Origin of the sequence: Aminobacter sp. Piv2-1, from assembly GCF_037625995.1 — a bacterium.
Lineage (GTDB): Bacteria > Pseudomonadota > Alphaproteobacteria > Rhizobiales > Rhizobiaceae > Aminobacter.
The window spans coordinates 160,431-183,504 of sequence record NZ_JARKMU010000002.1; the positions used below are offsets into that span (position 1 = coordinate 160,431).

The following is a 23,074-nucleotide window of genomic DNA, read 5'->3' on the forward strand; positions in this document are numbered from 1 at the left end:
GCCCCTTCGGGGCACCTTCTCCCGCAAGGGGAGAAGGGCAAGTGCCTCAATATCCCGCTGCGCGGTCGACGAGGTTTTCCAGCGGGCCGCCGCGCTCGAAGGCTTCCATCTGCTTGAGCATCGGCGCGACAAGGTGCGCCGGGTCTGAGGTCGCGGCCGCGTGCGGCGTCACGAACACCTTCGGATGCGACCACAGCGGGCTGGTCTTGGGCAGCGGCTCGACCTCGAAGACGTCGAGGCTCGCTTCCTTCAGCGTGCCGTCGTCGAGCGCGCGCAAGATGTCGGCATCGCGCTGCAGCCTGCCGCGCCCGGCATTGATGAGCACGGACCCGCCCAGCCCGTTGCGCCGCCGCAGTTCCTTGAGCAGGCCATAGTTGACGATGCCCCTGGTGGCTTCGGTCAGCGGTAGCAGCACGACGAGGATGTCGGTGGCGTTGAGGAAGGGAACCAGCCCGGCATCGCCGCTGAAGGTGGCGACGCCCGGCATCTCCTGCGGCCGACGGCTCCAGCCGTTGACGTGAAAGCCGACGGCGGTGAGCGCCCGGGCCGCGGAGCGGCCGAGGTTGCCAAGGCCCATGATGCCGACGGATATGTCCTCGGCCGGGCGTTGCGGCGGCTCGTGCCAGATCTTCTTCGTCTGCTGGGCGCGATAGAGCTGGCCCTGGCGGTGATGGTCGAGCACGCGCCAGAGCACGTATTCGGTCATGTATTGCGTCAGATTGTCGGCGACCACCCGTACGATCGGCACCTGCGGCAGGTTCGGATCGGCGAAGACATGGTCGACGCCGGCGCCGATCGAGAAGATGACCTTGAGATTGGGCAGCTTGGCGAGCACGCCGGGCTTCTGCTTCCACACCACCGCATATTCGATCGATGGGTCGGCGGCGCCGTCCGGCTCGAGCACCACCTCGCGATCTTCGGACAGCATCTCGTACCAGCGCTGCGGGTTGAAACCGGTGATCGAAAGAAGGATTTTGCCCTTGCCCGCCATGTGCTTCATGCCCTGCTATTCGCTGACCACGCCGGTCGGCGCGGTCTCGATCTTGAACGCCGCCGAGATCAGCGCCCGAGTGTAGTCGGTTTGCGGCCGCTCGAAAATCTGCTCGGACGGTCCGGCCTCGACCACCTTGCCGTTGCGCATGACGATGACGTGGTTGGCCAGCGCCCGCACCACCTTGAGGTCGTGGCTGATGAACAGATAGGCGAGGTCGTGCTTGGCCTGCAGGTTGCGCAAAAGGTCCACCACCTGCGCCTGCACGCTCATGTCGAGCGCCGACGTCGGTTCGTCGAGCATGACGAAGCGCGGCTTGAGCACCATGGCGCGCGCGATCGCGATGCGCTGGCGCTGGCCGCCGGAGAATTCGTGCGGGTAGCGGAAGCGGGTTTCGGGGTCGAGGCCGACCTCGCGCAGCACCTCCACCACGCGGCCGTCGCGCTCGCCGGTGGTGAGACGGGGCTCATGGATCTTGAGCCCTTCCTCGATGATGTCGGCCACCGACATGCGCGGGCTGAGCGAACCGTAGGGGTCCTGGAAGACGATCTGCAACTCGCGCCGGAGCGGGCGCATGGCGTTGAAGCTGAGCTTGTCGATCTCGCGGCCGTCGAAGTCGATCCGGCCCTTCGACGAGATCATGCGGGTGAGCGCCAGGCCGAGCGTCGTCTTGCCGGAACCCGATTCGCCGACGACGCCGACCGTCTGGCCGGCCCGCACGGCGACGTCGATGCCGTCCACCGCCTTCACATGGTCGACGGTCTTGCGGAAGAAGCCCTGCTTGATCGGGAACCAGACCTTCACCTCCAAGCCCGACATCACCGTCCTGGCCGCGGCGTTCGCCGCTGGCGGCTTGCCCTTCGGCTCGGCTGCCAGGAGGTGCCTGGTGTAGCCGTGCTGCGGGTTGGCGAAGATCTCCTTCGTCGGCCCGCTTTCGACGATCTGGCCCTTGGTCATGACGCAGACCCGGTCGGCGATGCGCCGGACGATGCCGAGGTCGTGGGTGATGAACAGCATCGACATGCCCTTGCGGGCCTTGAGCTTGGCGAGCAGCTCGAGGATCTGCGCCTGCACCGTCACGTCGAGCGCCGTGGTGGGTTCGTCGGCGATCAGCAGGTCGGGCTCGTTGGCGAGCGCCATGGCGATCATCACGCGCTGGCGCTGGCCGCCGGACAGCTGGTGCGGATAGGCGTCGAGCCGCTTCTTGGGCTCGCGGATGCCGACCTCTTCGAGCAGTTCGATGGTTCGTTCCCGCGCCTGCCTGTCGCCCATGCCCTGGTGCAGCGCGAGGATCTCGACGATCTGCCGCTCGATCGTGTGCAGCGGGTTGAGCGAGGTCATCGGCTCCTGGAAGATCATGGTGATCTTGTTGCCGCGCACCTTGCGCAACGCCTTCTCGTCCAGGGACAGCAGGTCCTGCCCGTCGAACAGGATGCGGCCCGTGGGGTGGCTCGCCGGCGGATAGGGCAGGAGCTTCAGCACCGACAGCGCCGAGACCGATTTGCCCGAGCCGGATTCGCCGACCAGCGCCAGCGTCTCCCCCTTGGCGATGTCGAAGGAGATGCGGTCGACGGCCGTCGTGGTCAGGCCGCCGCTGGAAAAGGCGACCGAGAGGTCCTGGACGGAAAGCAGGGGGGAGGTCAAATGGCGGCCTCGATGTCGGTCATGCGGAAATCTTCGCCCTTGAACAGCAGCGGCTCGCGCCGCGCCTTGGCCAGCGCATAGGCGAAGCAGTCGCCAAGGTTGAGCTTGGCTGCGTGGTTGCCCTTGCCGAATTTCTGGTAGGCCTCGCGGGCGAGGCGGGCCTGCTCGGAGGTGACGTCCACTATGCGGACGTCGAGAGCACCGATCAGATTATCCAGTTCGGTCGACTTGGCTGCCGCTGGAAACCGGTCCACACGGACTGCAGCTTCGAGGTAATTGACCGGCGACATCGCATGTGGGCCGGAGGTCGAGGCAATATGCCGCTTGAAGCGGTCGCTGTCATCTTCCGCCAGCAGGATAGCAAGCAAGGCCGATGCGTCGACAATCATGCGGGCAGCCCGTCATCACCGTAGAGATCGGAGTGATCGCTGGTGAGACCCGGCGGGGTGGGGCCGGACCGCGCAATGATCTCGTCTATGCGCCGCAGCTTTTCCGCCACGTCCCTGTCCTTGCGCAGGCGTTCCAGCCGCTCCTCCAGAGCAACTTGAACGGCCGAAGTCATCGTCTCGCCCGTTTCGGCCGCCAGTTCCCTGGCGAGCCGTTCCACCCGCTCATTCTTGATGTTCATACCCATGTCCGGCTCCATGGTAGAAAACTCAAGAAATTATACCATGGGCGCCCGCTCACTTGAACGTCTTCCTCGGGTCGAAAGCGTCGCGCGTGGCTTCGCCGACGAAGATGAGCAGCGACAGCATCAGCGATATCACCACGAAGCCGGACAGGCCGAGCCAGGGCGCGTTGAGGTTGCGCTGGCCCTGCTTGAGCAGTTCGCCGAGCGAGGCCGAGCCGGGCGGCAGGCCGAAGCCGAGGAAGTCGAGCGAGGTCAGCGTCGAGATCGAGCCGTTCAGGATGAAGGGCATGAAGGTCAGCGTCGCCACCATGGCGTTGGGCAGGAGGTGGCGGAAGATGATCGTGCGGTTGGGCACGCCGAGCGCGCGCGCCGCGTTCACATATTCGAAGTTGCGGGCACGCAGGAACTCCGCCCGCACCACGCCGACCAGCGACACCCAGGAAAACAGCAGCATCAGCCCGAGCAGGATGAAGAATCCCGGCGGCAGCACGGCGGCCACGATCAGCAGCAGGTAGAGCACCGGGATCGCCGACCAGATCTCGATGAAGCGCTGGAACAAAAGGTCGGTCCAGCCGCCGAAATAGCCCTGCAGTGCGCCTGCCGACACGCCGATCAGCGCCGAGCCGGCCGTCAGGATCAGGCCGAACAGGACGGAGATGCGGAAGCCGTAGATGACGCGGGCGAGCACGTCGCGGGCCTGGTCGTCGGTGCCGAGCCAGTTCCAGTTGCCCATGGTGCAGTTGGGGTCGTCGACGCCCTGGGCATAGCGCTGGCAGCGCACGTCCTTGGCGTACATCCACGACGGCTTGGCCGGGGCCGCCTCGGGGATCTCGTTGTTGGTGGTGCGGTAGGAATAGCGGACCGGCGGCCAGATCGCCCAGCCGTTGGCCGCGATCGCGTCCTGCACCACCGCCATGCGGTAGTCGGTGATCGGCAGGAAGCCGTCGGCGCCGAGGAACGTCTCCTCCGGATAGTCGCTCACGATCGGCGAGAAGAACTCGCCCTTGAAGCGGATCAGCAGCGGCCGGTCGTTGGCGATGAACTCGGAAGACAGCGACAGCACGAACAGGACCAGGAAGATCCAGAGCGACCAGTAGCCGCGCCGGTTGGCCTTGAAGTTCTGCCAGCGCCGCCGGTTGATCGGCGACAGCCGGGGGCGCCTGGCTGGCGCCGCTGCGGCATCGGTCGCAGTCATCAGACGTCCCTCCGCTCGAAGTCGATGCGGGGATCGATCCAGGTGTAGGTGAGGTCGGAGATCAGGCCGACGACCAGGCCCATGAGCGAGAAGATGTAGAGGTTGGCGAAGACCACTGGATAGTCGCGTTCGAGCACCGACCGGTAGCCGAGCAGTCCGAGCCCGTCGAGCGAGAAGATGTTCTCGATCAGCAGCGAGCCGGTGAAGAAGGCCGAGATGAAGGCGCCGGGGAAGCCGGCGATGACGATCAGCATCGCGTTGCGGAACACGTGCCCGTAGAGCACTTGCCGTTCCGACAGGCCCTTGGCGCGGGCGGTGACGACATACTGCTTGCGGATCTCGTCGAGGAACGAGTTCTTGGTGAGCAAGGTCGTGGTCGCGAAGGCCGACAGCACGAGCGCCGCCAGCGGCAGCGTGACGTGCCAGAGATAGTCGACGATCTTACCGCCGAGCGACAACTCGCTGAAATTCTCGGAGGTGAGGCCGCGCAGCGGGAACCAGTTGAAGAACGACCCGCCGGCAAACAGCACCATCAAGAGGATGGCGAAGAGGAATGCCGGGATCGCGTAGCCGACGATGACCACGCCGCTGGTCCAGATGTCGAAGGTCGAGCCGTCCTTCACCGCCTTGCGGATGCCGAGCGGGATCGAGATGAGGTAGGACAAGAGCGTGATCCAGATGCCGAGCGAGATCGACACCGGCATCTTCTCGAGGATCAGGTCCAGCACTGAGATGTCGCGGAAGTAGCTCTCGCCGAAATCGAAGCGGGCGTAGTTCCACAGCATCAGGCCGAAACGCTCCAGCGGCGGCTTGTCGAAGCCGAACTGCTTTTCCAGCTTGGCGATGAATTCCGGGTCCAGCCCCTGCGCGCCCCGGTATTTCGAGGTGGCCTCGCCGGCGGTGGGGTCGAAGTTGGTCGCGCCGACGTCGCCGCCGCCGCCCGACAGCCTGTCGCCGGCGTCGCCGCCCTGGCCGGTCAGCTTGGCGATCACCTGCTCGACCGGGCCGCCCGGCGCGAACTGAACCACGGCAAACGATATCGCCATGATGCCGAACAGGGTCGGGATCATCAGCAGCAGGCGGCGGAGGATATAGGCGCCCATCAGGTTTCACCCTCCCCCTTGCGGGGAGGGTGGATCCGCGCAGCGGAGCGGGGTGAGCCCAGGATGGCACCCCCACCCCGTCTCACGGTCTTCGCTTCGCCCAGACGGTTCGCCGACCCTCCCCACAAGGGGGAGGGTGTAGCGTCGCGCAACATCTCAGGTCTTGCCAATACGTGCAGCCTTGTCCTTGTCGAACCACCACATCGCCTCGACGGGAAAGCCGAAATCCGGCTTCGGCTCCTTGAAGCCGAACATGTCCCAGAAGGCGGCACGGTGATTCGCCGAAAACCAATTTGGAATCCAGTCTTGCCGGGCGCGCAAGACCCGGTCGAGCGCCCGCATGGCGACCGTCAGCGCTTCGCGGTCCTTGGCCGCGCCCACGGCGTCGATCAGCGCGTCGACGGCAGGGTCGGCCGTGCCCGGCAGGTTCGTCGAGCCCTGCAGCTTGGCCGAGCGCGAATGGAACAGGCCGTCCATTTCGTCGCGGCTCGGCGTGGCGGAAAACGAAGCCGCGGTCGATATGGCGTCGTAGTCGAAGCTCGTCTGACGCGCCTGGTATTGTGACGAATCGACCATTCGGACCGAGGCGTCTATGCCAATGGCGCGCATGTTCTCGATCCACGGCGAATAGACGCGCACGAAGATGTCGTCGTCGACGAGGACCTCGAGCGTCAGCCTTTCGCCCTTCGCGTTCACCACGCTTCCACCCTTGCGCGCCCAGCCTGCCTCGGCGAGCAGCCGCGACGCCTGCCCGAGCAGCGTGCGGTCGCGTCCCGAACCGTCGGACGGCGGCTGCAGCACCGCCTCGCCGAAGGCTTCCGCCGGTATCTTGCCGCGCAGCGGTTCGAGCAGCGCCAGTTCGGCGGGCGAGGGCAGGCCCTCGGCGCGGAAGTCCGACTTCTCGAATGTCGACTGCGAGCGCTGATAGGCGCCGTAGAACAGGTTGCGGTTGGTCCACTCGAAGTCGAAGCAGAGCGCGATCGCCCGGCGCACGCGCGGATCGCGGAAGCGTTCGCGGCGCTGGTTCAGCGCGGTCGCCTGCATCATCGGCCGCTTCTCGCCCGGAAATTCCCGCTTGATGACCTTGCCTGCCTTGAAGGCGGGAAAATCGTAGCCCGTCGCCCAGATGCGCGAGGTGGCCTCCTGGCGATAGTAGATGTCGCCCTTCTTGAAGGCCTCGAAGGCGGCCTGCCTGTCCTGGTAGAACTCGATGCGGATGCGGTCGAAATTGTAGAGGCCGCGGTTGACCGGCAGGTCGCGCGCCCAATAGTCCGGCACACGCTCGAATTCGATCACCTGCCCGGCGGAAAAGCGGCCGACCTTGTAGGGGCCCGATCCGAGCGGCGCCTTGAGCTGCGACGCGTCGAAGGGATTGGCTTCGAAGAAGGCCTTGGCGGGGATGGGGTAGGTCGCGACGTCCAGGATGTTGAGGTCCGACTGCTTGCCGTCGAAGGTGAGCCGCAGCGTTGTCTGGTTGACTGCCTTGGCCTCTTGCAGCCGGCTGAGCGGCAGGAGCAGGCTCGGATGGCCGTCCTGCTTGAACAGGTTGAAGGCATAGGCGGCGTCCTCGGCAGTGACGGGTGTGCCGTCGTGGAAGCGTGCCTCCGGGCGCAGCTCGAAGTCGAAGGAGTTGTGGTCGTCCGAGATGGTGACGGTCTTGGCCAGGAGGCCGTAGATCGCGTCCGGCTCGTCCAGTGCCCGCACCATCAGCGAATCGTAGCACATATCCATCCGCGGCGGGCTGTCGCCCCGGCTGACGAAGGTGTTGAGCGTGTTGAAGGTCAACGGGCTCTGGTTGAAGACCCAGCTGGGCGGCGAGAAGTTGAAGGTGCCGCCCTTGGGCGCATCGACATTCACGTAGTCGAAATTCCGGAAGTCGGGACTGTATTTCAGGTCGCCGAATGCCGAGAGCCCGTGCAGGCCGGTGCCGGTGGGGCTGGCGGCAAAGGACCGGCCCGGCAGGAAGGGCAGGCCAGCCGCCGCGACGCCCAGCGCCAGGAAGTCGCGGCGGGGCAGGCGCGTGCTCAATTGACCCCCTTGTACTTGGCGGCGAGTGCCGCCTCCTTGTCCTTGTCGATCCACCAGGAGTCGATGTCGACGCCGATGTAGCCCGGTTGCTTCTCGGGAATGCCGAACTTGTTCCAGTAGGCGGCGCGCACCTTCCCGAGATGCCATTGCGGGACCATGTAGTAGTTCCACAGGAGCACACGGTCGAGCGCGTGAGTGGCCGCGATCAGGTCGTCGCGGTCGGTCGCAAAGATGACCCTGTCGACCAGGGCGTCGACGACGGGGTTCTTGATTCCGGCCAGATTGCGCGATCCCGGCGTGTCTGCCGCCTTGGAGCTGAAGAAGTCGCGCTGCTCGTTTCCGGGCGACTGGGACTGGGCGAAGCTCGACAGCGCGAGCATGTCGAAATCGAACGAGCGGGTGCGGTTGATGTACTGGCTCTCGTCGATGATGCGCAACGTGGCGTCGATGCCCAGGCGGCGCAGGCTGTCGATGAAGGGCGTGGCCACGCGCTCGTCGGTTGGGTCGCTGCCGAGGAATTCGATGCGGAACTGCTCCCCGGTCTTTTCGTTGGCCAACCTGCCGCCGCGATTTACCCAGCCGGCTTCCTTGAACATCTGCACCGCAGCGCGCAGGTTCTCGCGACCGGCCTGCGGCGTGTCATAGAGCGGCAGCTTGAACTCCTGGGTGAAAAGTTCGGGCGGCAGCTTGTCGCGGAAGGGTTCGAGTATCTCGAGTTCCTTGCCTTGCGGAATCCCGCTCGAAGCCAGCTCTCCACCTTCGAAATAGCTGTCGGTGCGCGTGTATGAGCCGTAGAACAGCGTGCGGTTCATGGTCTCGAAGTCGAAGGCCATGGTGATGGCCTTCCGCACGCGCGGATCCTCGAACAGCGGCCGGCGCGTGTTCATCACGTAGGCCTGCATCGGCTGGCCCGACGTCGTCGGGTACTCGGCCTTGGTGACGTCGCCAGCCTGGATGGCCGGGAATGTATACTCGGTTGCCCAGCGCTTGGCGCTCGATTCCGCACGAAAATCCTGGAAGCCGCCCTTGCCGAAAGCCTGCCAGGCGGCATTGTCATCCAGGAAATACGTATAGCGCCGCTTGTCGAAATTCTCGCGGCCGATCTTCACCGGCAATTGCGCGCCCCAGTAGTCGGGCACGCGCTCCCAGACGATCTCCGTGCCCGCCTTGAAGCTTGAGATCTTGTAGGCGGCGGAGCCGAGCGGCGGCTCCTGCGTCGGGCGGCCGATGTCGCGCTTCTTGCCATTGGCATCGGTGCCTTCCCACCAGTGCTTCGGCAGCACGACGAGGTCGCCCATGATCTTGGGCAACTCGCGATTGCCTTTCTGGTCGAAACGGAACGTCACCTCGCCCTCGCCGGTCGCGACTGCCTCGGTCACGTTGGCGTAGTACTTGTTGTAGAGCGGGCTGTTGGTCTTCAGCACATTGAAGGACCAGATGACGTCCTCGACCGTTATGGGCTTGCCATCGTGCCACTTGGCGCGCGGGTCGAGGCGGTAGGTTGCCGACGAAAAGTCATCGGGATACTTGTAGGCTTCGGCGACGAGCGGATGGCTGACGCTGCCCTCGTCGACCGACTGTTCCATCAGCGTGTCGTAGAGCAGGCCGCCGCCGAAGCCGGCAAAGCCCGCAGCCGGATTGCCCTGGACGATATAGGGGTTGAAGCTGTCGAAGGTGCCGGCGACAGTGGTGTTCAGCGTGCCGCCCTTGGGGGCGTCAGGATTGACGTAGTCGTAGCGCTTGAAGTCGTCGCCATATTTGGAAGTGCCGATCAGCGACGAGCTCGTGTGCCAGCCGGGTTCGGCGGCAGAGGCCGGCAGGAGTGCGCCCGAGACAAGCAGCACGGCAAGCCCCGCCGCTGCAATCGTCCGGTTGAGGCATGCCTTCATTGCGATCCCCTGGCTTCGGTGTTTCGGAACACTCTAATTCAATTGGGCGCATGGAAACCACACGCCGTGCGATTGTCATCGCACGTTTTCGTCAGGCAACAAAAAAGCCGGGCGAAACCCGGCTTTTTCAAGAAGCGAAGCGACGATTTGCTTACTTGGCAGCCGGCGCGGGGGCTGCACCTTCGGCCGGGGCAGCCGGGGCAGCGCCTTCGGCCGGGGCCGCGGGAGCGGCGCCTTCGGCTGGGGCGGCGGCGGGCGTAGCGGCCGGGGCAGCGCCGGCCTCGGGCAGCGGCGCCGGGCTGTCCGACTGCGAGTTCAGGTAGGCGATCAGGTTGGCGCGCTCGTCGTCCTTCTTGACGCCGGCGAAGCCCATTGCGGTGCCCTTGACGTAGGCCTTGGGCGAGGTCAGGAAGTTGTTGAGGTGCTCGAAGTCCCAGACCACAGAGCTGCCCTGCGAGAATTCCTTCATGCCGCCCGAATAGGCGAAGCCTTCGTGCGAGGCGATCGGACGGTTGACGACGCCCCAGAGGTCGGGGCCAACCTTGTTGGGGCCGCCCTTTTCGATGGAGTGGCAGGCGGCGCACTTCTTGAACACGGCCGCACCCGCCTCGGCATTGGCTGCCGCGAGCAACTGGGCGATCGGCACGGCGGCCGGAGCGGCTGCGCCGCCGCCTTCAGCTGCGCCGCCCTCTTCGGCCGCCTCGATGGCGAAACCCGGCTTCTCCGGGACCGGAGAGGCGAAGATCGAGTCCGACACGATCGAGATCGAGAAGGCCACGAAAGCCGTTCCGAGCAGGGCGCCGAGCACCTTGTTGAATTCGAATGAGTCCATACGCCCCTGGCTCCCTTATCCGGCTGGTTCGCCATCCTCTGCGACCGTCGCCGTTCGTCGGTATCGTCTAGCGCCCGGCCGGGGCCGGGTCAAATCGCGCGGAAACTAGGTCTTTTGCTTGTCAGTTGCAACACATATAAGGGCGCTTCCAGTGAGACGTTTTGACACTTTCCAAAGCATTTGGAGACAGCAGCCCGAGCCATGCAGACCCTTGTCCTGATCCCCGCCCGCATGGCTTCGACGCGCCTTCCCGGCAAGCCTTTGGCCGACATCGCCGGCCGGCCGATGATCGTGCATGTCGCAGCACGCGCCGCCGAAAGCGGCCTCGGCCGCGTCGTGGTGGCGACCGACACCGAGGCGGTGGCCGCGGCCGTCAGGGCCAACGGCTTCGAGGCGGTGATGACGCGCGCCGACCATGAGTCGGGCTCGGACCGCATCTTCGAGGCGTTGAAGTCACTCGATCCAAGGGGCGAGGTCGAGACGGTGGTCAACGTCCAGGGCGACCTGCCGACCATCGACCCCGAGCTGATCCGCGCCGCCTTCCGGCCGTTCGAGGATGCAGCCGTCGACATCGCCACCCTCGGCGTCGAGATCACCCGCGACGAGGAGAAGACCAACCCGAACGTCGTCAAGATCGTCGGCTCGCAGCTTTCGCCGGGCCGGCTCAGGGCGCTCTACTTCACCCGCGCGACGGCGCCCTGGGGCGACGGGCCGCTCTACCACCATATCGGGCTGTACGCCTATCGCCGCGAAGCGCTGGAGCGCTTCGTCAAGCTCGGCCCGTCGCCGCTGGAGAAGCGCGAGCGGCTGGAGCAGTTGAGGGCGCTCGAGGCCGGCATGCGCATCGATGCCGAGATCGTCTCGTCGGTGCCGCTCGGCGTCGACACGCCCGAAGATCTCGAACGCGCCCGCGAAATCCTTTCCCAATAGAACAGACAGGCCGACCATGCCGACGACGACCAACAAGATTGCCTTCCAGGGCGAGCCGGGTGCCAATTCCGACACCGCCTGCCGCAACATGTTCCCGAACATGGAGCCGCTGCCCTGCGCGACCTTCGAGGATGCCTTCAGCGCGGTCGAGACCGGCAAGGCCGACCTCGCCATGATCCCGATCGAGAACACGATCGCCGGCCGCGTCGCCGACATCCATCACCTCTTGCCGGAATCGCGGCTGCACATCGTCGGCGAATATTTCCTGCCGATCCATTTCCAGCTGATGGTGCTGCCGGGCGTGCAGCGCGCCGAGATCAAGACCGTGCACAGCCACATCCACGCGCTCGGCCAGTGCCGCAAGTACATCCGCAAGAACGGCTGGAAACCGATGGTGGCCGGCGACACGGCCGGAGCCGCCAAGCTGGTCTCCGAGGTCAAGGACCGCACCATGGCGGCGCTTGCGCCGCGGCTCGCAGCCTCGCTCTACGGCCTCGATATCCTCGAAGAGAATGTCGAGGACACCGACACCAACGTCACCCGCTTCGTGGTGCTGACCAAGAACAAGCAGTGGGTCGACCGGCCGAGCCCGGAAGCCAAGATGATGACCACCTTCATCTTCCGCGTCCGCAACGTGCCGGCAGCCCTCTACAAGGCGATGGGCGGCTTCGCCACCAACGGCGTCAACATGACCAAGCTCGAGAGCTACCAGCTCGGCGCCTTCACCGCGACGCTGTTCTATGCCGACATCGAAGGCCATCCCGAGGATCAGGGCGTCGCGCACGCGCTGGAGGAGCTGCGCTTCTTCTCCCGCGAGGTCCGCATCCTCGGCGTCTATCCGGCGAGCGATTCGCGCGAGGAGTGGAAGGTCGCCGACTGAGGCGGCGACCATCGGGCAAGTCCGGCGGTAGAGCGGCGGGCATTCCGACGAATGCAATTCCGCCGCTCCGGTTGTTTTTCTTGGCCGCATTTGTGCGACGCCAGACGAGTTTCGTCTGGCTGCAAAATGCTTAAAGCTGCTTCGAAAACCAGTGGTCCGCGTAGGGATTGTCGTTGAAGCGGTCGATCTCCATGTAGCCCTCGCGCCTGTAGAGTGCCTGCGCTTCCTTGAGCGCCCGGTTCGTGTCGAGGCAGACCGAGCGCGCGCCGAGCCGGGCGGCGACCGCTTCCAGGTGATGGAGCATGCGGCTGGCGAGGCCGAAGCCGCGGGCCGACTGCGCCACCCACATGCGCTTGATCTCGGCGGCTCCGCCGTCGAGCAGGCGGACGGCCCCGCATCCGACCGCCTCGCCGTCGAGGCGGGCGACGACGAAGCTGCCCTTTGGCGCGCGGTACTCCTCCGTGCCTGCGCTTCCACCATTGCCGGGATCGAACCCCTCCTCGAAGCGGGCCGCCAGTTCCTCGAAGTAGCGCATGAGGCATTGTTGCGCGTCGTCGCTGTCGGCCGGTTCCTCCTCGATGGTGATCGAGGCCGCCGCGAGCAGCCGCTCCACTTCCCCCATGGCCGTCACCAGGCGCTCGCGCGCTTGCTCCGACAAAGGCGCGAGCATGGAATTCGCAAGCCCGTCCGACAGCGCCTCATAGGCCCGGTACTCGGCGAGCCCACGCTCGGTCAGCGTCGCCCGTCGGCCGCGGGCGTCGGCCTCGAGTTTCGCGACGTTGACGAGGCCCTGCGTCTCGAGCTGGCGAAGCATCCGGCTGAGATAGCCGGAATCCAGGCCCAGCCGCGCGCGCAGCGCGCTGAGCGCGGCGCCATCCTGGCCGATCTCGAAGATCAGCCGGGCGAGCCCAAGCGGCCGGCCGCGGCTCAGATAGCTGTCTTCCAGGGCGCCGACGCGGCGGGTCACGGCGCGATTAAAACTGTGGATGCGGGAGATCTGCGACGAGGTCATTGCCTGACTATAGTCAGATATCCCGCCGGCGGCAAGTTGGTATCTGACTTCAGTCAGGTATATCTTCCGCCCAGGCGCGGATGAGCTGATGCGCGATGGAGTGCCGCGCCGGCACCTTGAGCTCGGCTGGATGCGTGCCGGCGAGCATCTGCCGGACCTCGGTGCGGGAGAACCAGCGGCAGTCCTCGAGCTCGGCAGTGTCGGTCACGATGTCTTCGTTCAGGGCCTCGCCGAAACAGCCGATCATCAGCGAATACGGGAACGGCCAGGGCTGGCTGGCGTGATAGACCACGCGGCCGAGGCGGATGCCGGCTTCCTCCAGCGTCTCGCGGCGAACCGCCGCCTCGATCGTCTCGCCCGGCTCGACGAAGCCGGCGAGCGCCGAATAGACGCCGGCTGCGAAATGCCGGCCTCGCCCGAGCAGGCACTTGTCGCCGGAAACCGTCAGCATGATCACCACCGGATCGGTGCGCGGGAAGTGCTCGGCAGAGCAGCCGGTGCAGACCCTCTTGTAGCCGCCGGCGCGCATTTCGGTGGCCGCCCCGCAGCGGCCGCAGAAGCGGTGGTTGGCGTGCCACGCCAGGAGGGCCGCCCCTTGCGCCAGGGCGCCGAGGCCGGCGCCGTCGATGAGGCCCTGGGCGTGTATCGAGCGGAAGTCGATCGCCTTGAACCGCTCGGGCAGGCTCTCGCCCTCCGCGGCGGCCGGCACGGCGAGCATGGCGGAGCCGTCCGCGCGCCCGAGCAGCACGGCCTCGTCGAGGGCGGCTTCCAGCGCCTGCGCCGCGGCCAGGGTGAAATACGGGTTTGCCGCGCCATTGCCGAAGTCGAGCACCAGGCGCCCCGGCGCGATCAGCAACAGCCGCGCTTCCGGCTCCGTCAGCGCCAGGCGGGCGGCATCGTCGCTGCGCTTTTCCGACTGGCGTTCGATCACATTGCCGGCAAAGCCGAGAAAATGGCTCGCTTCGCGCTCGGGCGCGCTGAACAGGCTGAAGGGCATTGGGCAGACTCTGGGGGTGCTGGGACGGGGGGTGCCGTTATAGGGCAGCCTTGATGCTCTCGGCAAACCGGTGCAGGTCGTCGCGCCGATATGGCTCGCGCACGCCATGGCCCCAGACGGGGCCGGGCCAGCCGGGATCGCCCTCGGAGCGCGCCACGACATGGAAGTGCAGCTGCCGCACGACGTTGCCGAGCGCGCCGCTGTTGATCTTGGCGCAGCCGGTCGCGCGCTTGAGCGCGTGCGCCACCATGTTGCTTTCGAAGGTCAGCATCGCCTGGTCGAGCGGGGTCAGGTCGTGGATCTCTTCGATGCCGGGGCGTTGCGGCACCAGGATCAGCCAGGGCCAGCGCTGGTCGTTCATGACGCGCAATTCGCACAGCCCGAGCCACATCAGCGGCTCGCTGTCCGTGTCGAGACGCGAATCCAGCGCAAACCCGGCCTTGAGCCCCGACATCATTGGCGTTTCCCTTGTTTTTCCAAAAGCTAGAGCGTGCCTGCAACGGCTGCAAGCGAATCATTGAGATTGGATGCCATGCAATGCGCCGATGCGATATGGTGTGGAATGCACTGAACGGAGGTGCGCGATGTTGGCCGGTCAGATCGCACTCGCCTGCGCGGCGGCCTTCGCTGGAGCGGCATTCTACATCAATTTCGCCGAACAGCCCGCTCGTCTCGGTCTTGACGACAAAAATCTGCTCGAAGAATGGAAGCCGAGCTACGCCAGGGGCTTCGCCATGCAGGCGAGCCTGGCCGTGGCGTCGGGGCTTCTCGGCCTGCTCGCGGCATGGCTCGCGGTCGACTGGCGCTGGATCGTCGGTGCCGTGCTGATGCTCGCCAACTGGCCCTATACGCTGCTGGTCATCCTGCCCACCAACAGAAAGATCGAGGCGATCTCGAGCGTAGATGCCGGCACGGCCTCGCGCACGCTCATCATCCGCTGGGGCACGCTGCACGCCGTGCGCACCGCCCTGGGATGCGCGGCGACGGTTGCCTACCTCTGGGCCCTCGGTGCACGGGGTTTCTGAGGCGCTTTGGCTCACCCCTGGCCTTGGCTCTTGCATTTGGCCGAACAATTGCCGATATGGAGGTTGGGAGGTTGGTGGTGGACGATCCACTCGCCAACCGGGTCAGGTCCGGAAGGAAGCAGCCCTAACGAGCCCGGAACGGGTCATTGTTCCAGCCTCCCGCCTCTTCGCCCTTCTCCGCGTCATTGACGGCGTCCAGCCGTGCGGGCGAAACTCGCTCGCGGAATCGACCCGACAGCGGTCGGGCAGGGGCGCCAGGACCAACGGGCGAACGGGGCGGATGAGCGAAGCCGGACAGACCAACAAGAGCAAGGACGGCGCCTATCGCGTCCTTGCGCGCAAATACCGCCCGGCAGATTTCTCGGCCCTCATCGGCCAGGAGCCGATGGTGCAGACGCTGACCAACGCGTTCGCCACCGGCCGCATCGCCCAGGCCTGGATGCTGACCGGCGTCCGCGGTGTCGGCAAGACCACCACCGCCCGCATCCTCGCCCGCGCGCTGAACTACAAGACCGCGGACATCGACCGTCCGTCCGTCGACCTCACCGTGCCCGGCGAGCACTGCCAGGCGATCATGGAAGGCCGCCACGTCGACGTCATCGAGATGGACGCCGCCTCCCACACCGGCATCGACGATATCCGCGACATCATCGACCGCGTCCGCTATGCGCCGGTGTCGGCCCGCTACAAGGTCTACATCATCGATGAGGTGCACATGCTCTCGACGCAGGCCTTCAACGGCCTGCTGAAGACGCTCGAGGAGCCGCCGCCCCACGTCAAGTTCATCTTCGCCACGACCGAAATCCGCAAGGTGCCGATCACGGTGCTGTCGCGCTGCCAGCGCTTCGACCTGCGCCGCATCGACGCCGGCAAGCTCGTCGGCCATCTCTCGAACATCGCCCGCCAGGAAGGCATCGAGGTCGAGGACGAGGCACTCGCCATGGTCGCCCGCGCCGCCGAAGGCTCGGCGCGCGACTCGCTGTCGATCCTCGACCAGGCCATCGCCCACGGCGGCGGCAGGGTGACGGCGGCAGCCGTGCGCGCCATGCTCGGCCTCGCCGACCGCGCCCGCGTGGTCGACCTGTTCGAGAACGTCATGAAGGGCGATGTCGCGGCGGCGCTGGGCGAACTGCGGACCCAGTACGACACCGGCGCCGATCCGGTGGCCGTGCTGAACGACCTCGCCGAATTCACCCATCTCGTCACCCGCCTGCGCTTCGTGCCATCGGCGGCCGACGACGCCTCGCTGTCGGAGGACGAGCGCAACCGCGGCCTGGAATTCTCCCGGAGCCTGTCGGTGCGGGTAATGGCCCGTGCCTGGCAGATGCTGCTCAAGGGCATCCCGGAGGTGCAATCGTCCAACCGGCCGGTGAGTGCCGCCGAAATGGTGCTGATCCGGCTGGCGCACGCCGCCGACCTGCCCACGCTTGACGAGGCGCTGAAATCGCTTGGCGACGCGCCACAGCAGCCGTCGGGCAGCCCGCGAAACGGCGGCATGCCCGCCGGCGGTGGAAATGGCGGCCCAGGCGCCTCTGCCGTGTCGCAGGCGCGCATGCCGGTGACCAATGGCGGCGGCCAGGCGATGCGGCTGGTGGAAAGCGCGCCGGCGCCCGTGGCCTTCGTCGCTCCGACGCCAGAACCCGAGCCCGTGGCCGACGCGGTGCCGGTCAGGTCGATCAACGACCTTGCCAATCTCGCCGAAGCCAATCGCGAGATGGCCTTCAAGGTGCTGATCCGCCGCGCCGTGCGGCCGGTCCGCATCGAACCGGGGCACATGGAAGTCAGCCTGACCAACGATGCGCCCAGGACTTTCCTCAACGACCTCACCGTCAAGCTGAAGGCCTGGACCGGCCGCCACTGGCTGGTGTCGCTGTCGAAGGAGGAAGGCGGGCCGACGCTCGCCGAGATCGAGGCCACCAAGCGCGAGGTCGCCCTGACCGACGCCAAGGCGGACCCGACGGTGGCTGCGATCCTGGCGCGCTTTCCCGGCGCCAAGATCATCGACGTGCGCCTGCCGACGACGCCGGAGGCAGCCGATGCCGATATTGACGCCGAGCCGCAGCCCGACCCGGGCATCGGTCTCGACAATGACGACGACGACCCGTTCTGAGACGAAAAGGACAAGACCATGAAGGATCTCCTCGGCCTTATGGGCAAGGCGAAGGAAATGCAGGCCAAGATGCAGGCCATGCAGGAAGAGATCGCCCAGCTCGAGATGACCGGCCAGTCCGGCGGCGGCCTGGTGACGGTGACGCTGACCGGCAAGTCGGAGATGAAGGCGCTGAAGATCGACCCGTCGCTGGTCAAGGAAGGCGAGGGCGAGATTATCGAGGACCTGATCGTCGCCGCCCACAACGACGCCAAGGCCAAGGTCGAGACGGCGATGCAGGAAAAGACCAAGGCGCTGACCGCCGGCCTGCCGATCCCGCCCGGCATGAAGCTGCCGTTCTGAGAAAAGAGCGAATAGGGAATAGTGAGTAGCGAATAGGGGAGGCTTGGCCGTTCGGGCCGCCTCGGCGAACCTTCGCTACTCGCTACTCGCTACTCGCTACTCGCTACTCGCCCCTTAGAACCGCGTCACCACGCTGATCCCCAGCCCCTCGAACCTGTCCATCGCCATCAGCGCTGCCGGCGCTTCGTCGAGGCTGATATGCTTGCCGACGAGCAGCTGCGGCGCGAGCTTGCCCGCCTCGATCATCTCCATCATCGCCTGGTAGCGGAACGCCTGCATGCCGTGGCTGCCGAGGATCTCGAGCTCGTGGGCAATCACTCTGTCCATCGGGATCTTCGGGTGGGCATGCTCGCCGAGCATCAGCCCGACCTGGACGTGGCGGCCGCGGCGGCGGAGATTGGCGATCGAATTGAAGCAGGTCGCGGGGTGGCCGAGCGCGTCGAGCGACAGATGCGCGCCGCCGCCTGACAGCTCCCGCACGGCGCCGACGACGTCGCCTTCACGCGCGGCGTTGACGGTCGCGACCGCCCCCATCTTGCGCGCGAAATCGAGCTTGTCGTCGGAGAGGTCGATGGCGATGACGTTGGCGCCCGCGGCGGCTGCGATCATGATCGCCGAGAGGCCGACGCCACCGCAGCCGTGAACGGCGACCCATTCGCCCGGCTTGACCCGGCCCTGGTCGATGACCGCCCGGAATGAGGTGACGAACCGGCAGCCGAGGCTGGCGGCGGTGACGAAGTCCATGCTGTCGGGCAGCCGCACCAGATTGGTGTCGGCGAAATCGACTGCGACATATTCGGCGAACGAGCCCCAGGCGGTGAAGCCTGGCTGGAACTGATGCTCGCAGACCTGGTGATTGCCCGATGTGCATTCGAAGCAGCGGCCGCAGCCGCCGACGAAGGGAACGGTGACGCGGTCGCCGGCCTTCCAGCGCGTGACCAGCGGCCCGGCGGCCGCAACGACGCCCGCAAGCTCATGCCCCGGCACATGCGGCAAGGTCACGTCGGGGTCATGTCCCATCCAGCCGTGCCAGTCGCTGCGGCATAGGCCGGTGGCTTCCACCTTGATGACCACGCCGCCCGGCGCGGGCGTCGGGTCCGCCACCCTCTGCACCGTGGGGGCCTGGCCGAACTGCTCGAAGAGCACTGCTTTCATGGCGATCTTTTCCTGGACAGGAGCGCCGCCCCAGGCGGCCTCGCCGGTGATCCTAGACGATCGAAGAGGGGCTTCGCGACCCCCGCCTGATCGCCCAATCGGCATTCGGCCATCTTTTTGCCCGAAAATAGAGGATTGTAGCCTCATTCCGGGGTTCGTGGCGGGCTTTGGAGAGGGGCGCTTTTGATCGCCATGAGAGGGAAGATGCCGATTTTCGTCGGCGTCGCCGCAGCCCTGTTCGTCGTGTCCGGTTGCACCACCAGCAAGTTGACGGATGGGCTCACCACCAGCTCGGTCCGGTCCTATGGCTACAGTGCCAGGGACAAGGAATGCCTGGCCCGGGCCATGTTCTTCGAATCCAACCGATCCAGCCGCGACGGCATGATCGCCGTGGGCTCGGTCGTCATGAACCGGCTGAAGTCGGGCGACTATGGCGACACGGTCTGCGGCGTCGTCGGCCAGAAGAACCAGTTCGCGCCCGGGGTCCTGTCCAAGCCGATGAACTCCAAGGCATTGCCCGACGTGCAGGCCGCCGCCGACGCGGTGCTCAAGGGCGAGCGCCATCCCAAGGTCACGCCCAACGTCATGTTCTTCCACACCGCCGGGCTGAAGTTCCCCTACAAGAACATGTTCTACACGGCGGTTGCCGGCGGCAATGCCTTCTACGAGAAGCGCAGCCGCAACCGGCCTCGCCTTCCGGCCGAGCCGGAGACGGTGGTGGCCTCGGCCGCGCCGCAGGCGCTGCCCGGCGTGGACGACAACGGGCCCGTCACCGTGGCCTCGGCCGGAACCGACGCGTCGCTCGCGAGCGCCATGTCCTTCCAGGCGAGCCCGCAGCAGGCCGATGCGATCGGCGCGCTGATCGCCAGCCAGGACCGGCCGATAGATTGAGCGAATAGGGAATAGTCAGCAGTGGGTAGGGGAAGACGGGTCTGCCGCCTGGCATCCTTCACTATTCACTACTCACTGTTCCCTACTCGCTCTATACCCCTCGCATGTCCAAGCGAATCGCCGGTCCCGAGATCGAACGCCTGATCCAGCTCCTGGCCAAGGTGCCGGGGCTGGGCCCGCGTTCGGCCCGCCGCGCCGCGCTTCACCTGATCAAGAAGAAGGAGCAGTTGCTCGCGCCGCTGGCGGCCGCCATGGGCGAGGCGGTCGACAAGGTCCGCGTCTGCTCGACCTGCGGCAATGTCGATACCTCCGACCCCTGCATGATCTGCACCGATCCGCGGCGCGATCCCTCGACCATCATCGTGGTCGAGGACGTCTCCGACCTCTGGGCGCTGGAGCGGGCAGGCGCCATGAACGCGCGCTTCCACGTGCTCGGCGGCACGCTGTCGCCGCTCGACGGCGTCGGGCCGGACCAGCTCACCATCAAGCAGCTCGTCACCCGCGTGGCCGAGGGCGGGGTGAGCGAGATCATCCTCGCCGTCAACGCTACCGTCGAGGGCCAGACGACGGCGCATTACCTGACCGACCAGCTCTCCGGCTTCGATGTCAAGGTGACGCGGCTGGCGCATGGCGTGCCGGTGGGCGGCGAGCTCGACTATCTCGACGAAGGAACGCTTGCCGCGGCGCTCAAGTCGCGCACCGCCTTTTGACTTTAATTGGCTTGCAGGGAGGCTGGATGAGACTTTCTGCGCTGTTTTCGATCCTTCCCACCCCCCTCTGCCCTGCCGGGCATCTCCCCCTCAAGGGGGGAGATCAGTCGCTTCGGCGACAGCGCCTGATAACCGATGCCGGGAAACGGCGAGACGGCCATGAAGGCATGATCTCCCCCCTTGCGGGGGAGATGGCCGGCAGGCCAGAGGGGGGCGCGAAGAAGCGCAAGCCTTCGATGCTGGCAGCTATAGCCGCAGCGCTGATAGCGTTCGGCGTCGCCACCCCCGCCTCGTCCGCCCCCATCGACGATCAGTTCCAGGCCTGGCTCGCCAGGGACCTGTGGCCGGAAGCCAAGGCCAGGGGTATCTCCAGGGCGACCTTCGACGCGGCGTTTGCCGGCGTTTCGCCCAATCTCAAGCTGCCCGACCTGGTGCTTCCCGGCGAGAAGCCGAAGACGCCGAAGATGCAGCACCAGGCCGAGTTCGGCTCGCCGGGCAATTATTTCGCCGAGAAGACCATCGGCGCCGTCACCGCGGGCGGCCGCAGCCGCGCCGGCGCCAATGCCAGGACGCTTGCCGCGATCGAGAAGCGCTACGGCGTGCCGGGCGGCGTGGTGCTGGCCATCTGGGGCCGCGAATCCGGCTTCGGTGCGGCGAAGATGCCCTACGACGCCTTCGAGGTGCTGGGCACCAAGGCGTTCCTCGCCACCCGCAAGGACATGTTCCGCAACGAGCTCCTGGCCGGCCTCGAGATGCTTGAGCGCGGTCTCGTCAGCCGCGACGCCATGCGCTCGTCCTGGGCCGGCGCGCTCGGCCAGCCGCAATTCCTGCCGACGTCATTCCTCAAGCATGCGGTCGATTTCGACGGCGACGGCCGCGCCGACATCTGGAATTCGACGCCCGACACGCTGGCCTCGATCGCCAACTATCTCGTCGGCTATGGCTGGGTGAAGGGACGCGACTGGGGTTTCGAGGTGTCGGTGCCCGACAGCGTCACCTGCGCGCTGGAAGGTCCCGATCAGGGCAAGAAGATATCGGACTGGGCGGCGATGGGGATCACCCGCGTCGGCGGCAAGCCGTTTCCGCAGGGCGAGGCCCGCGCCGAGGGCTTCCTGATGATGCCGGCGGGGCGCAACGGCCCGGCCTTCATCGTCACGCCCAATTTCTATGTGCTCAAGGAGTACAACGAGAGCGATCTCTACGCGCTGTTCATCGGCCATGGCGCCGACCGCATTGCCGGCGGTGACAGGCGCTTTTCCGGCGGCTGGGGCAAGGTCGACGGGCTCTACCGTTCCGACATCGCCGCCATGCAGCGCGCCCTGGAGAAGCTCGGCTACGACGTCGGCGGCGCCGACGGCCTGCCGGGCTTCAAGACGCGGCGCTCGATCGGCGACTGGCAGGCCAGGAACGGCCGCGCCGCGACGTGTTTTCCCGACAAGGCGACCGTGGAAGCGTTGCGCTGATCTTCCTTCTCCCCTTGCGGGAGAAGGTGTCGCCGTAGGCGATGGATGAGGGGTGTTGGCCGGAGCGCTGCATTTCAAAACTCAGCCCCGTCTGACAATTCCTCTTCACGGTCATATTTCTTCCAACACCCCTCATCCGTCTCGGCGCTTCGCGCCGATCCACCTTCTCCCACAAGGGGAGAAGGGAAAGGCGCGTCTGCTACGCCCCCTTCATCTCCCGGTGCACCTCGGCCAAAATCTCGTACGAGCGCTTGCGCGCGTCGTGGTCGAAGACCTGCGAGGTGACCATGAGTTCGTCGGCGCCGGTGCGGGCGATGAAGGCCGCGAGGCCGCTTCTCACCGTATCGCGCGAGCCGACGATGGCGCAGGACAGCGTCTGCGCCAGCATCTGCCGCGCGACCGGGTCGAGGTCGCGCTCGTAGCCCTCGACGGGCGCCGGCAGCTTGCCGGGCCGGCCGCTGCGCAGGTTGACGAAGGCCTGCTGGACCGAGGTGAACAGCAGCTTCGCCTCGTGGTCGGTTTCGGCTGCGACGATGTTCACGCCAAGCATGGCATGCGGCTTGGCCAGCCGCTCCGACGGCTGGAAACGCGTGCGGTAGATTTCGAGCGCATGGTCGAGTTCGGCCGGCGCGAAATGCGATGCGAAGGCGTAAGGCAGGCCGAGCATGGCGGCGAGCTGGGCGCCGTAGAGGCTGGAGCCCAGCACCCAGACCTCGACATGCTCGCCCTCGCCGGGCACGGCGCGCAGCCGCTGCTCCGGCGTCGCCGGCTCGAAATAGCCCATCAGCTCGACCACGTCCTGCGGGAAGTTGTCGACGCTTGCTTCGAGGTTCCGCCTGAGCGCCCGCGCGGTCAGCATGTCGGTGCCGGGCGCCCGGCCGATGCCGAGGTCGATGCGGCCCGGGTGAAGGGCGGCGAGCGTGCCGAACTGCTCGGCGATCACCAGCGGCGCATGGTTGGGCAGCATGATGCCGCCGGCGCCGACGCGGATGGTGCTGGTGCCGGCCGCGACATGGGCGATCACCACCGAGGTGGCGGCGCTGGCGATGCCGGGCATGTTGTGGTGCTCGGCCAGCCAGTAGCGATGGAAACCGAGCTTCTCGGCGTGCTGCGCGAGGTCGAGCGTGTTCCTGAGCGATTGGGCGGCGGTGCTGCCCTCGGTGACGGGCGAAAGGTCGAGCACGGAAAGGGTGGTCATGAAACGGCTCCGGCGGGATGGGTCCCGCCGGATATAGGGACGCGCCCG

The 23,074-nt window shown here is 66.4% G+C and carries 21 protein-coding genes, 1 other RNA gene and 1 pseudogene; 9 read left to right on the forward strand and 14 right to left on the reverse strand.

The genetic code is table 11. From position 1 onward, the window contains the following. Positions 1 to 46 precede the first annotated feature (46 nt). The 9 genes from AmiPiv_RS04585 to AmiPiv_RS04625 all read right to left on the reverse strand — a co-directional run bounded on the left by AmiPiv_RS04585 (position 47) and on the right by AmiPiv_RS04625 (position 10,313). Positions 47 to 991, reverse strand: coding sequence for a 2-hydroxyacid dehydrogenase (locus tag AmiPiv_RS04585; RefSeq protein WP_340036466.1), 945 nt, complete (start codon positions 989 to 991; stop codon positions 47 to 49). A gap of 15 nt (positions 992 to 1,006) precedes the next feature. Beyond that, entirely contained in the window at positions 1,007 to 2,635 is a 1,629-nt protein-coding gene (locus AmiPiv_RS04590; protein WP_340036119.1) for an ABC transporter ATP-binding protein, read from the reverse strand. After that, positions 2,632 to 3,024 (reverse strand): type II toxin-antitoxin system VapC family toxin, encoded by a 393-nt coding sequence (locus AmiPiv_RS04595; RefSeq protein WP_340036120.1) that lies wholly within the window; start codon positions 3,022 to 3,024, stop codon positions 2,632 to 2,634. The genes AmiPiv_RS04590 and AmiPiv_RS04595 overlap by 4 nt, the downstream gene beginning before the upstream one ends. Continuing rightward, positions 3,021 to 3,269: a type II toxin-antitoxin system VapB family antitoxin gene (locus tag AmiPiv_RS04600; RefSeq protein ID WP_340036121.1), complete on the reverse strand. Its 249-nt coding sequence runs from the start codon at positions 3,267 to 3,269 to the stop codon at positions 3,021 to 3,023. The genes AmiPiv_RS04595 and AmiPiv_RS04600 overlap by 4 nt, the downstream gene beginning before the upstream one ends. Before the next feature lie 49 nt (positions 3,270 to 3,318). After that, a complete protein-coding gene (locus AmiPiv_RS04605; RefSeq protein ID WP_340036122.1) occupies positions 3,319 to 4,461 on the reverse strand; it encodes an ABC transporter permease in 1,143 nt (380 codons plus the stop codon). After that, positions 4,461 to 5,564 (reverse strand): microcin C ABC transporter permease YejB, encoded by a 1,104-nt coding sequence (locus AmiPiv_RS04610; protein WP_340036123.1) that lies wholly within the window; start codon positions 5,562 to 5,564, stop codon positions 4,461 to 4,463. Before AmiPiv_RS04610 ends, AmiPiv_RS04605 begins: the two co-directional genes overlap by 1 nt. A 156-nt stretch (positions 5,565 to 5,720) precedes the next feature. Beyond that, on the reverse strand, positions 5,721 to 7,592 hold the full coding sequence (locus tag AmiPiv_RS04615) for an extracellular solute-binding protein (RefSeq protein ID WP_340036124.1): 1,872 nt from the start codon (positions 7,590 to 7,592) through the stop codon (positions 5,721 to 5,723). Then, positions 7,589 to 9,481, reverse strand: coding sequence for an extracellular solute-binding protein (locus AmiPiv_RS04620; protein WP_340036125.1), 1,893 nt, complete (start codon positions 9,479 to 9,481; stop codon positions 7,589 to 7,591). The genes AmiPiv_RS04615 and AmiPiv_RS04620 overlap by 4 nt, the downstream gene beginning before the upstream one ends. A 151-nt stretch (positions 9,482 to 9,632) precedes the next feature. Beyond that, on the reverse strand, positions 9,633 to 10,313 hold the full coding sequence (locus AmiPiv_RS04625) for a c-type cytochrome (RefSeq protein WP_340036126.1): 681 nt from the start codon (positions 10,311 to 10,313) through the stop codon (positions 9,633 to 9,635). Positions 10,314 to 10,514: 201 nt separating this feature from the next. Between AmiPiv_RS04625 and AmiPiv_RS04630 the strand changes: the two genes are divergently transcribed. Both AmiPiv_RS04630 and AmiPiv_RS04635 read left to right on the forward strand, forming a co-directional pair. After that, on the forward strand, positions 10,515 to 11,243 hold the full coding sequence (locus tag AmiPiv_RS04630) for a 3-deoxy-manno-octulosonate cytidylyltransferase (protein ID WP_340036127.1): 729 nt from the start codon (positions 10,515 to 10,517) through the stop codon (positions 11,241 to 11,243). Between the two features lie 16 nt (positions 11,244 to 11,259). After that, positions 11,260 to 12,123: a prephenate dehydratase gene (locus tag AmiPiv_RS04635; protein ID WP_340036128.1), complete on the forward strand. Its 864-nt coding sequence runs from the start codon at positions 11,260 to 11,262 to the stop codon at positions 12,121 to 12,123. A 130-nt stretch (positions 12,124 to 12,253) separates the two neighbouring features. On the opposite strand, the gene AmiPiv_RS04640 is transcribed toward AmiPiv_RS04635, so the two are convergent. From AmiPiv_RS04640 to AmiPiv_RS04650, 3 genes are read right to left on the reverse strand one after another with little or no spacing between them, the layout of a single operon-like run. Further along, the gene (locus AmiPiv_RS04640) at positions 12,254 to 13,135 is read right to left on the reverse strand and encodes a bifunctional helix-turn-helix transcriptional regulator/GNAT family N-acetyltransferase (RefSeq protein ID WP_340036129.1); all 882 of its coding nucleotides are present in this window, start codon (positions 13,133 to 13,135) and stop codon (positions 12,254 to 12,256) included. Between the two features lie 49 nt (positions 13,136 to 13,184). Continuing rightward, positions 13,185 to 14,132, reverse strand: coding sequence for an NAD(+) diphosphatase (nudC, locus tag AmiPiv_RS04645; RefSeq protein ID WP_340036130.1), 948 nt, complete (start codon positions 14,130 to 14,132; stop codon positions 13,185 to 13,187). A 37-nt stretch (positions 14,133 to 14,169) separates the two neighbouring features. After that, positions 14,170 to 14,589 (reverse strand): HIT domain-containing protein, encoded by a 420-nt coding sequence (locus AmiPiv_RS04650; protein ID WP_429098050.1) that lies wholly within the window; start codon positions 14,587 to 14,589, stop codon positions 14,170 to 14,172. 127 nt (positions 14,590 to 14,716) lie between these two features. Between AmiPiv_RS04650 and AmiPiv_RS04655 the strand changes: the two genes are divergently transcribed. From AmiPiv_RS04655 to AmiPiv_RS04670, 4 genes are all read left to right on the forward strand, one after another. After that, positions 14,717 to 15,157: a DUF1772 domain-containing protein gene (locus AmiPiv_RS04655; protein ID WP_340036131.1), complete on the forward strand. Its 441-nt coding sequence runs from the start codon at positions 14,717 to 14,719 to the stop codon at positions 15,155 to 15,157. 66 nt (positions 15,158 to 15,223) lie between these two features. Beyond that, positions 15,224 to 15,320: signal recognition particle sRNA small type (gene ffs / locus AmiPiv_RS04660), an RNA gene on the forward strand. A 117-nt stretch (positions 15,321 to 15,437) separates the two neighbouring features. Continuing rightward, the gene (locus AmiPiv_RS04665) at positions 15,438 to 17,267 is read left to right on the forward strand and encodes a DNA polymerase III subunit gamma/tau (protein WP_340036132.1); all 1,830 of its coding nucleotides are present in this window, start codon (positions 15,438 to 15,440) and stop codon (positions 17,265 to 17,267) included. A gap of 18 nt (positions 17,268 to 17,285) precedes the next feature. Beyond that, entirely contained in the window at positions 17,286 to 17,609 is a 324-nt protein-coding gene (locus AmiPiv_RS04670) for a YbaB/EbfC family nucleoid-associated protein (RefSeq protein WP_340036133.1), read from the forward strand. A 114-nt stretch (positions 17,610 to 17,723) separates the two neighbouring features. Here AmiPiv_RS04670 and AmiPiv_RS04675 read toward each other — a convergent pair whose 3' ends face one another. After that, positions 17,724 to 18,764 carry a zinc-dependent alcohol dehydrogenase family protein gene (locus AmiPiv_RS04675; protein WP_340036134.1) on the reverse strand — a complete coding sequence of 347 codons (1,041 nt, stop codon included), beginning with the start codon at positions 18,762 to 18,764 and terminating at the stop codon, positions 17,724 to 17,726. A gap of 192 nt (positions 18,765 to 18,956) precedes the next feature. Between AmiPiv_RS04675 and AmiPiv_RS04680 the strand changes: the two are divergent. From AmiPiv_RS04680 to AmiPiv_RS04690, 3 genes and pseudogenes are all read left to right on the forward strand, one after another. After that, positions 18,957 to 19,505, forward strand: a pseudogene (locus tag AmiPiv_RS04680) (cell wall hydrolase); the annotation flags it as partial. A gap of 254 nt (positions 19,506 to 19,759) precedes the next feature. After that, entirely contained in the window at positions 19,760 to 20,365 is a 606-nt protein-coding gene (gene recR, locus AmiPiv_RS04685; RefSeq protein ID WP_340036135.1) for a recombination mediator RecR, read from the forward strand. Between the two features lie 236 nt (positions 20,366 to 20,601). After that, positions 20,602 to 21,828 (forward strand): lytic murein transglycosylase, encoded by a 1,227-nt coding sequence (locus tag AmiPiv_RS04690; protein ID WP_340036136.1) that lies wholly within the window; start codon positions 20,602 to 20,604, stop codon positions 21,826 to 21,828. Between the two features lie 199 nt (positions 21,829 to 22,027). On the opposite strand, the gene AmiPiv_RS04695 is transcribed toward AmiPiv_RS04690, so the two are convergent. Further along, positions 22,028 to 23,026, reverse strand: a complete 999-nt coding sequence (locus AmiPiv_RS04695) for an LLM class flavin-dependent oxidoreductase (RefSeq protein ID WP_340036137.1) — start codon at positions 23,024 to 23,026, stop codon at positions 22,028 to 22,030. Positions 23,027 to 23,074 lie beyond the last annotated feature (48 nt).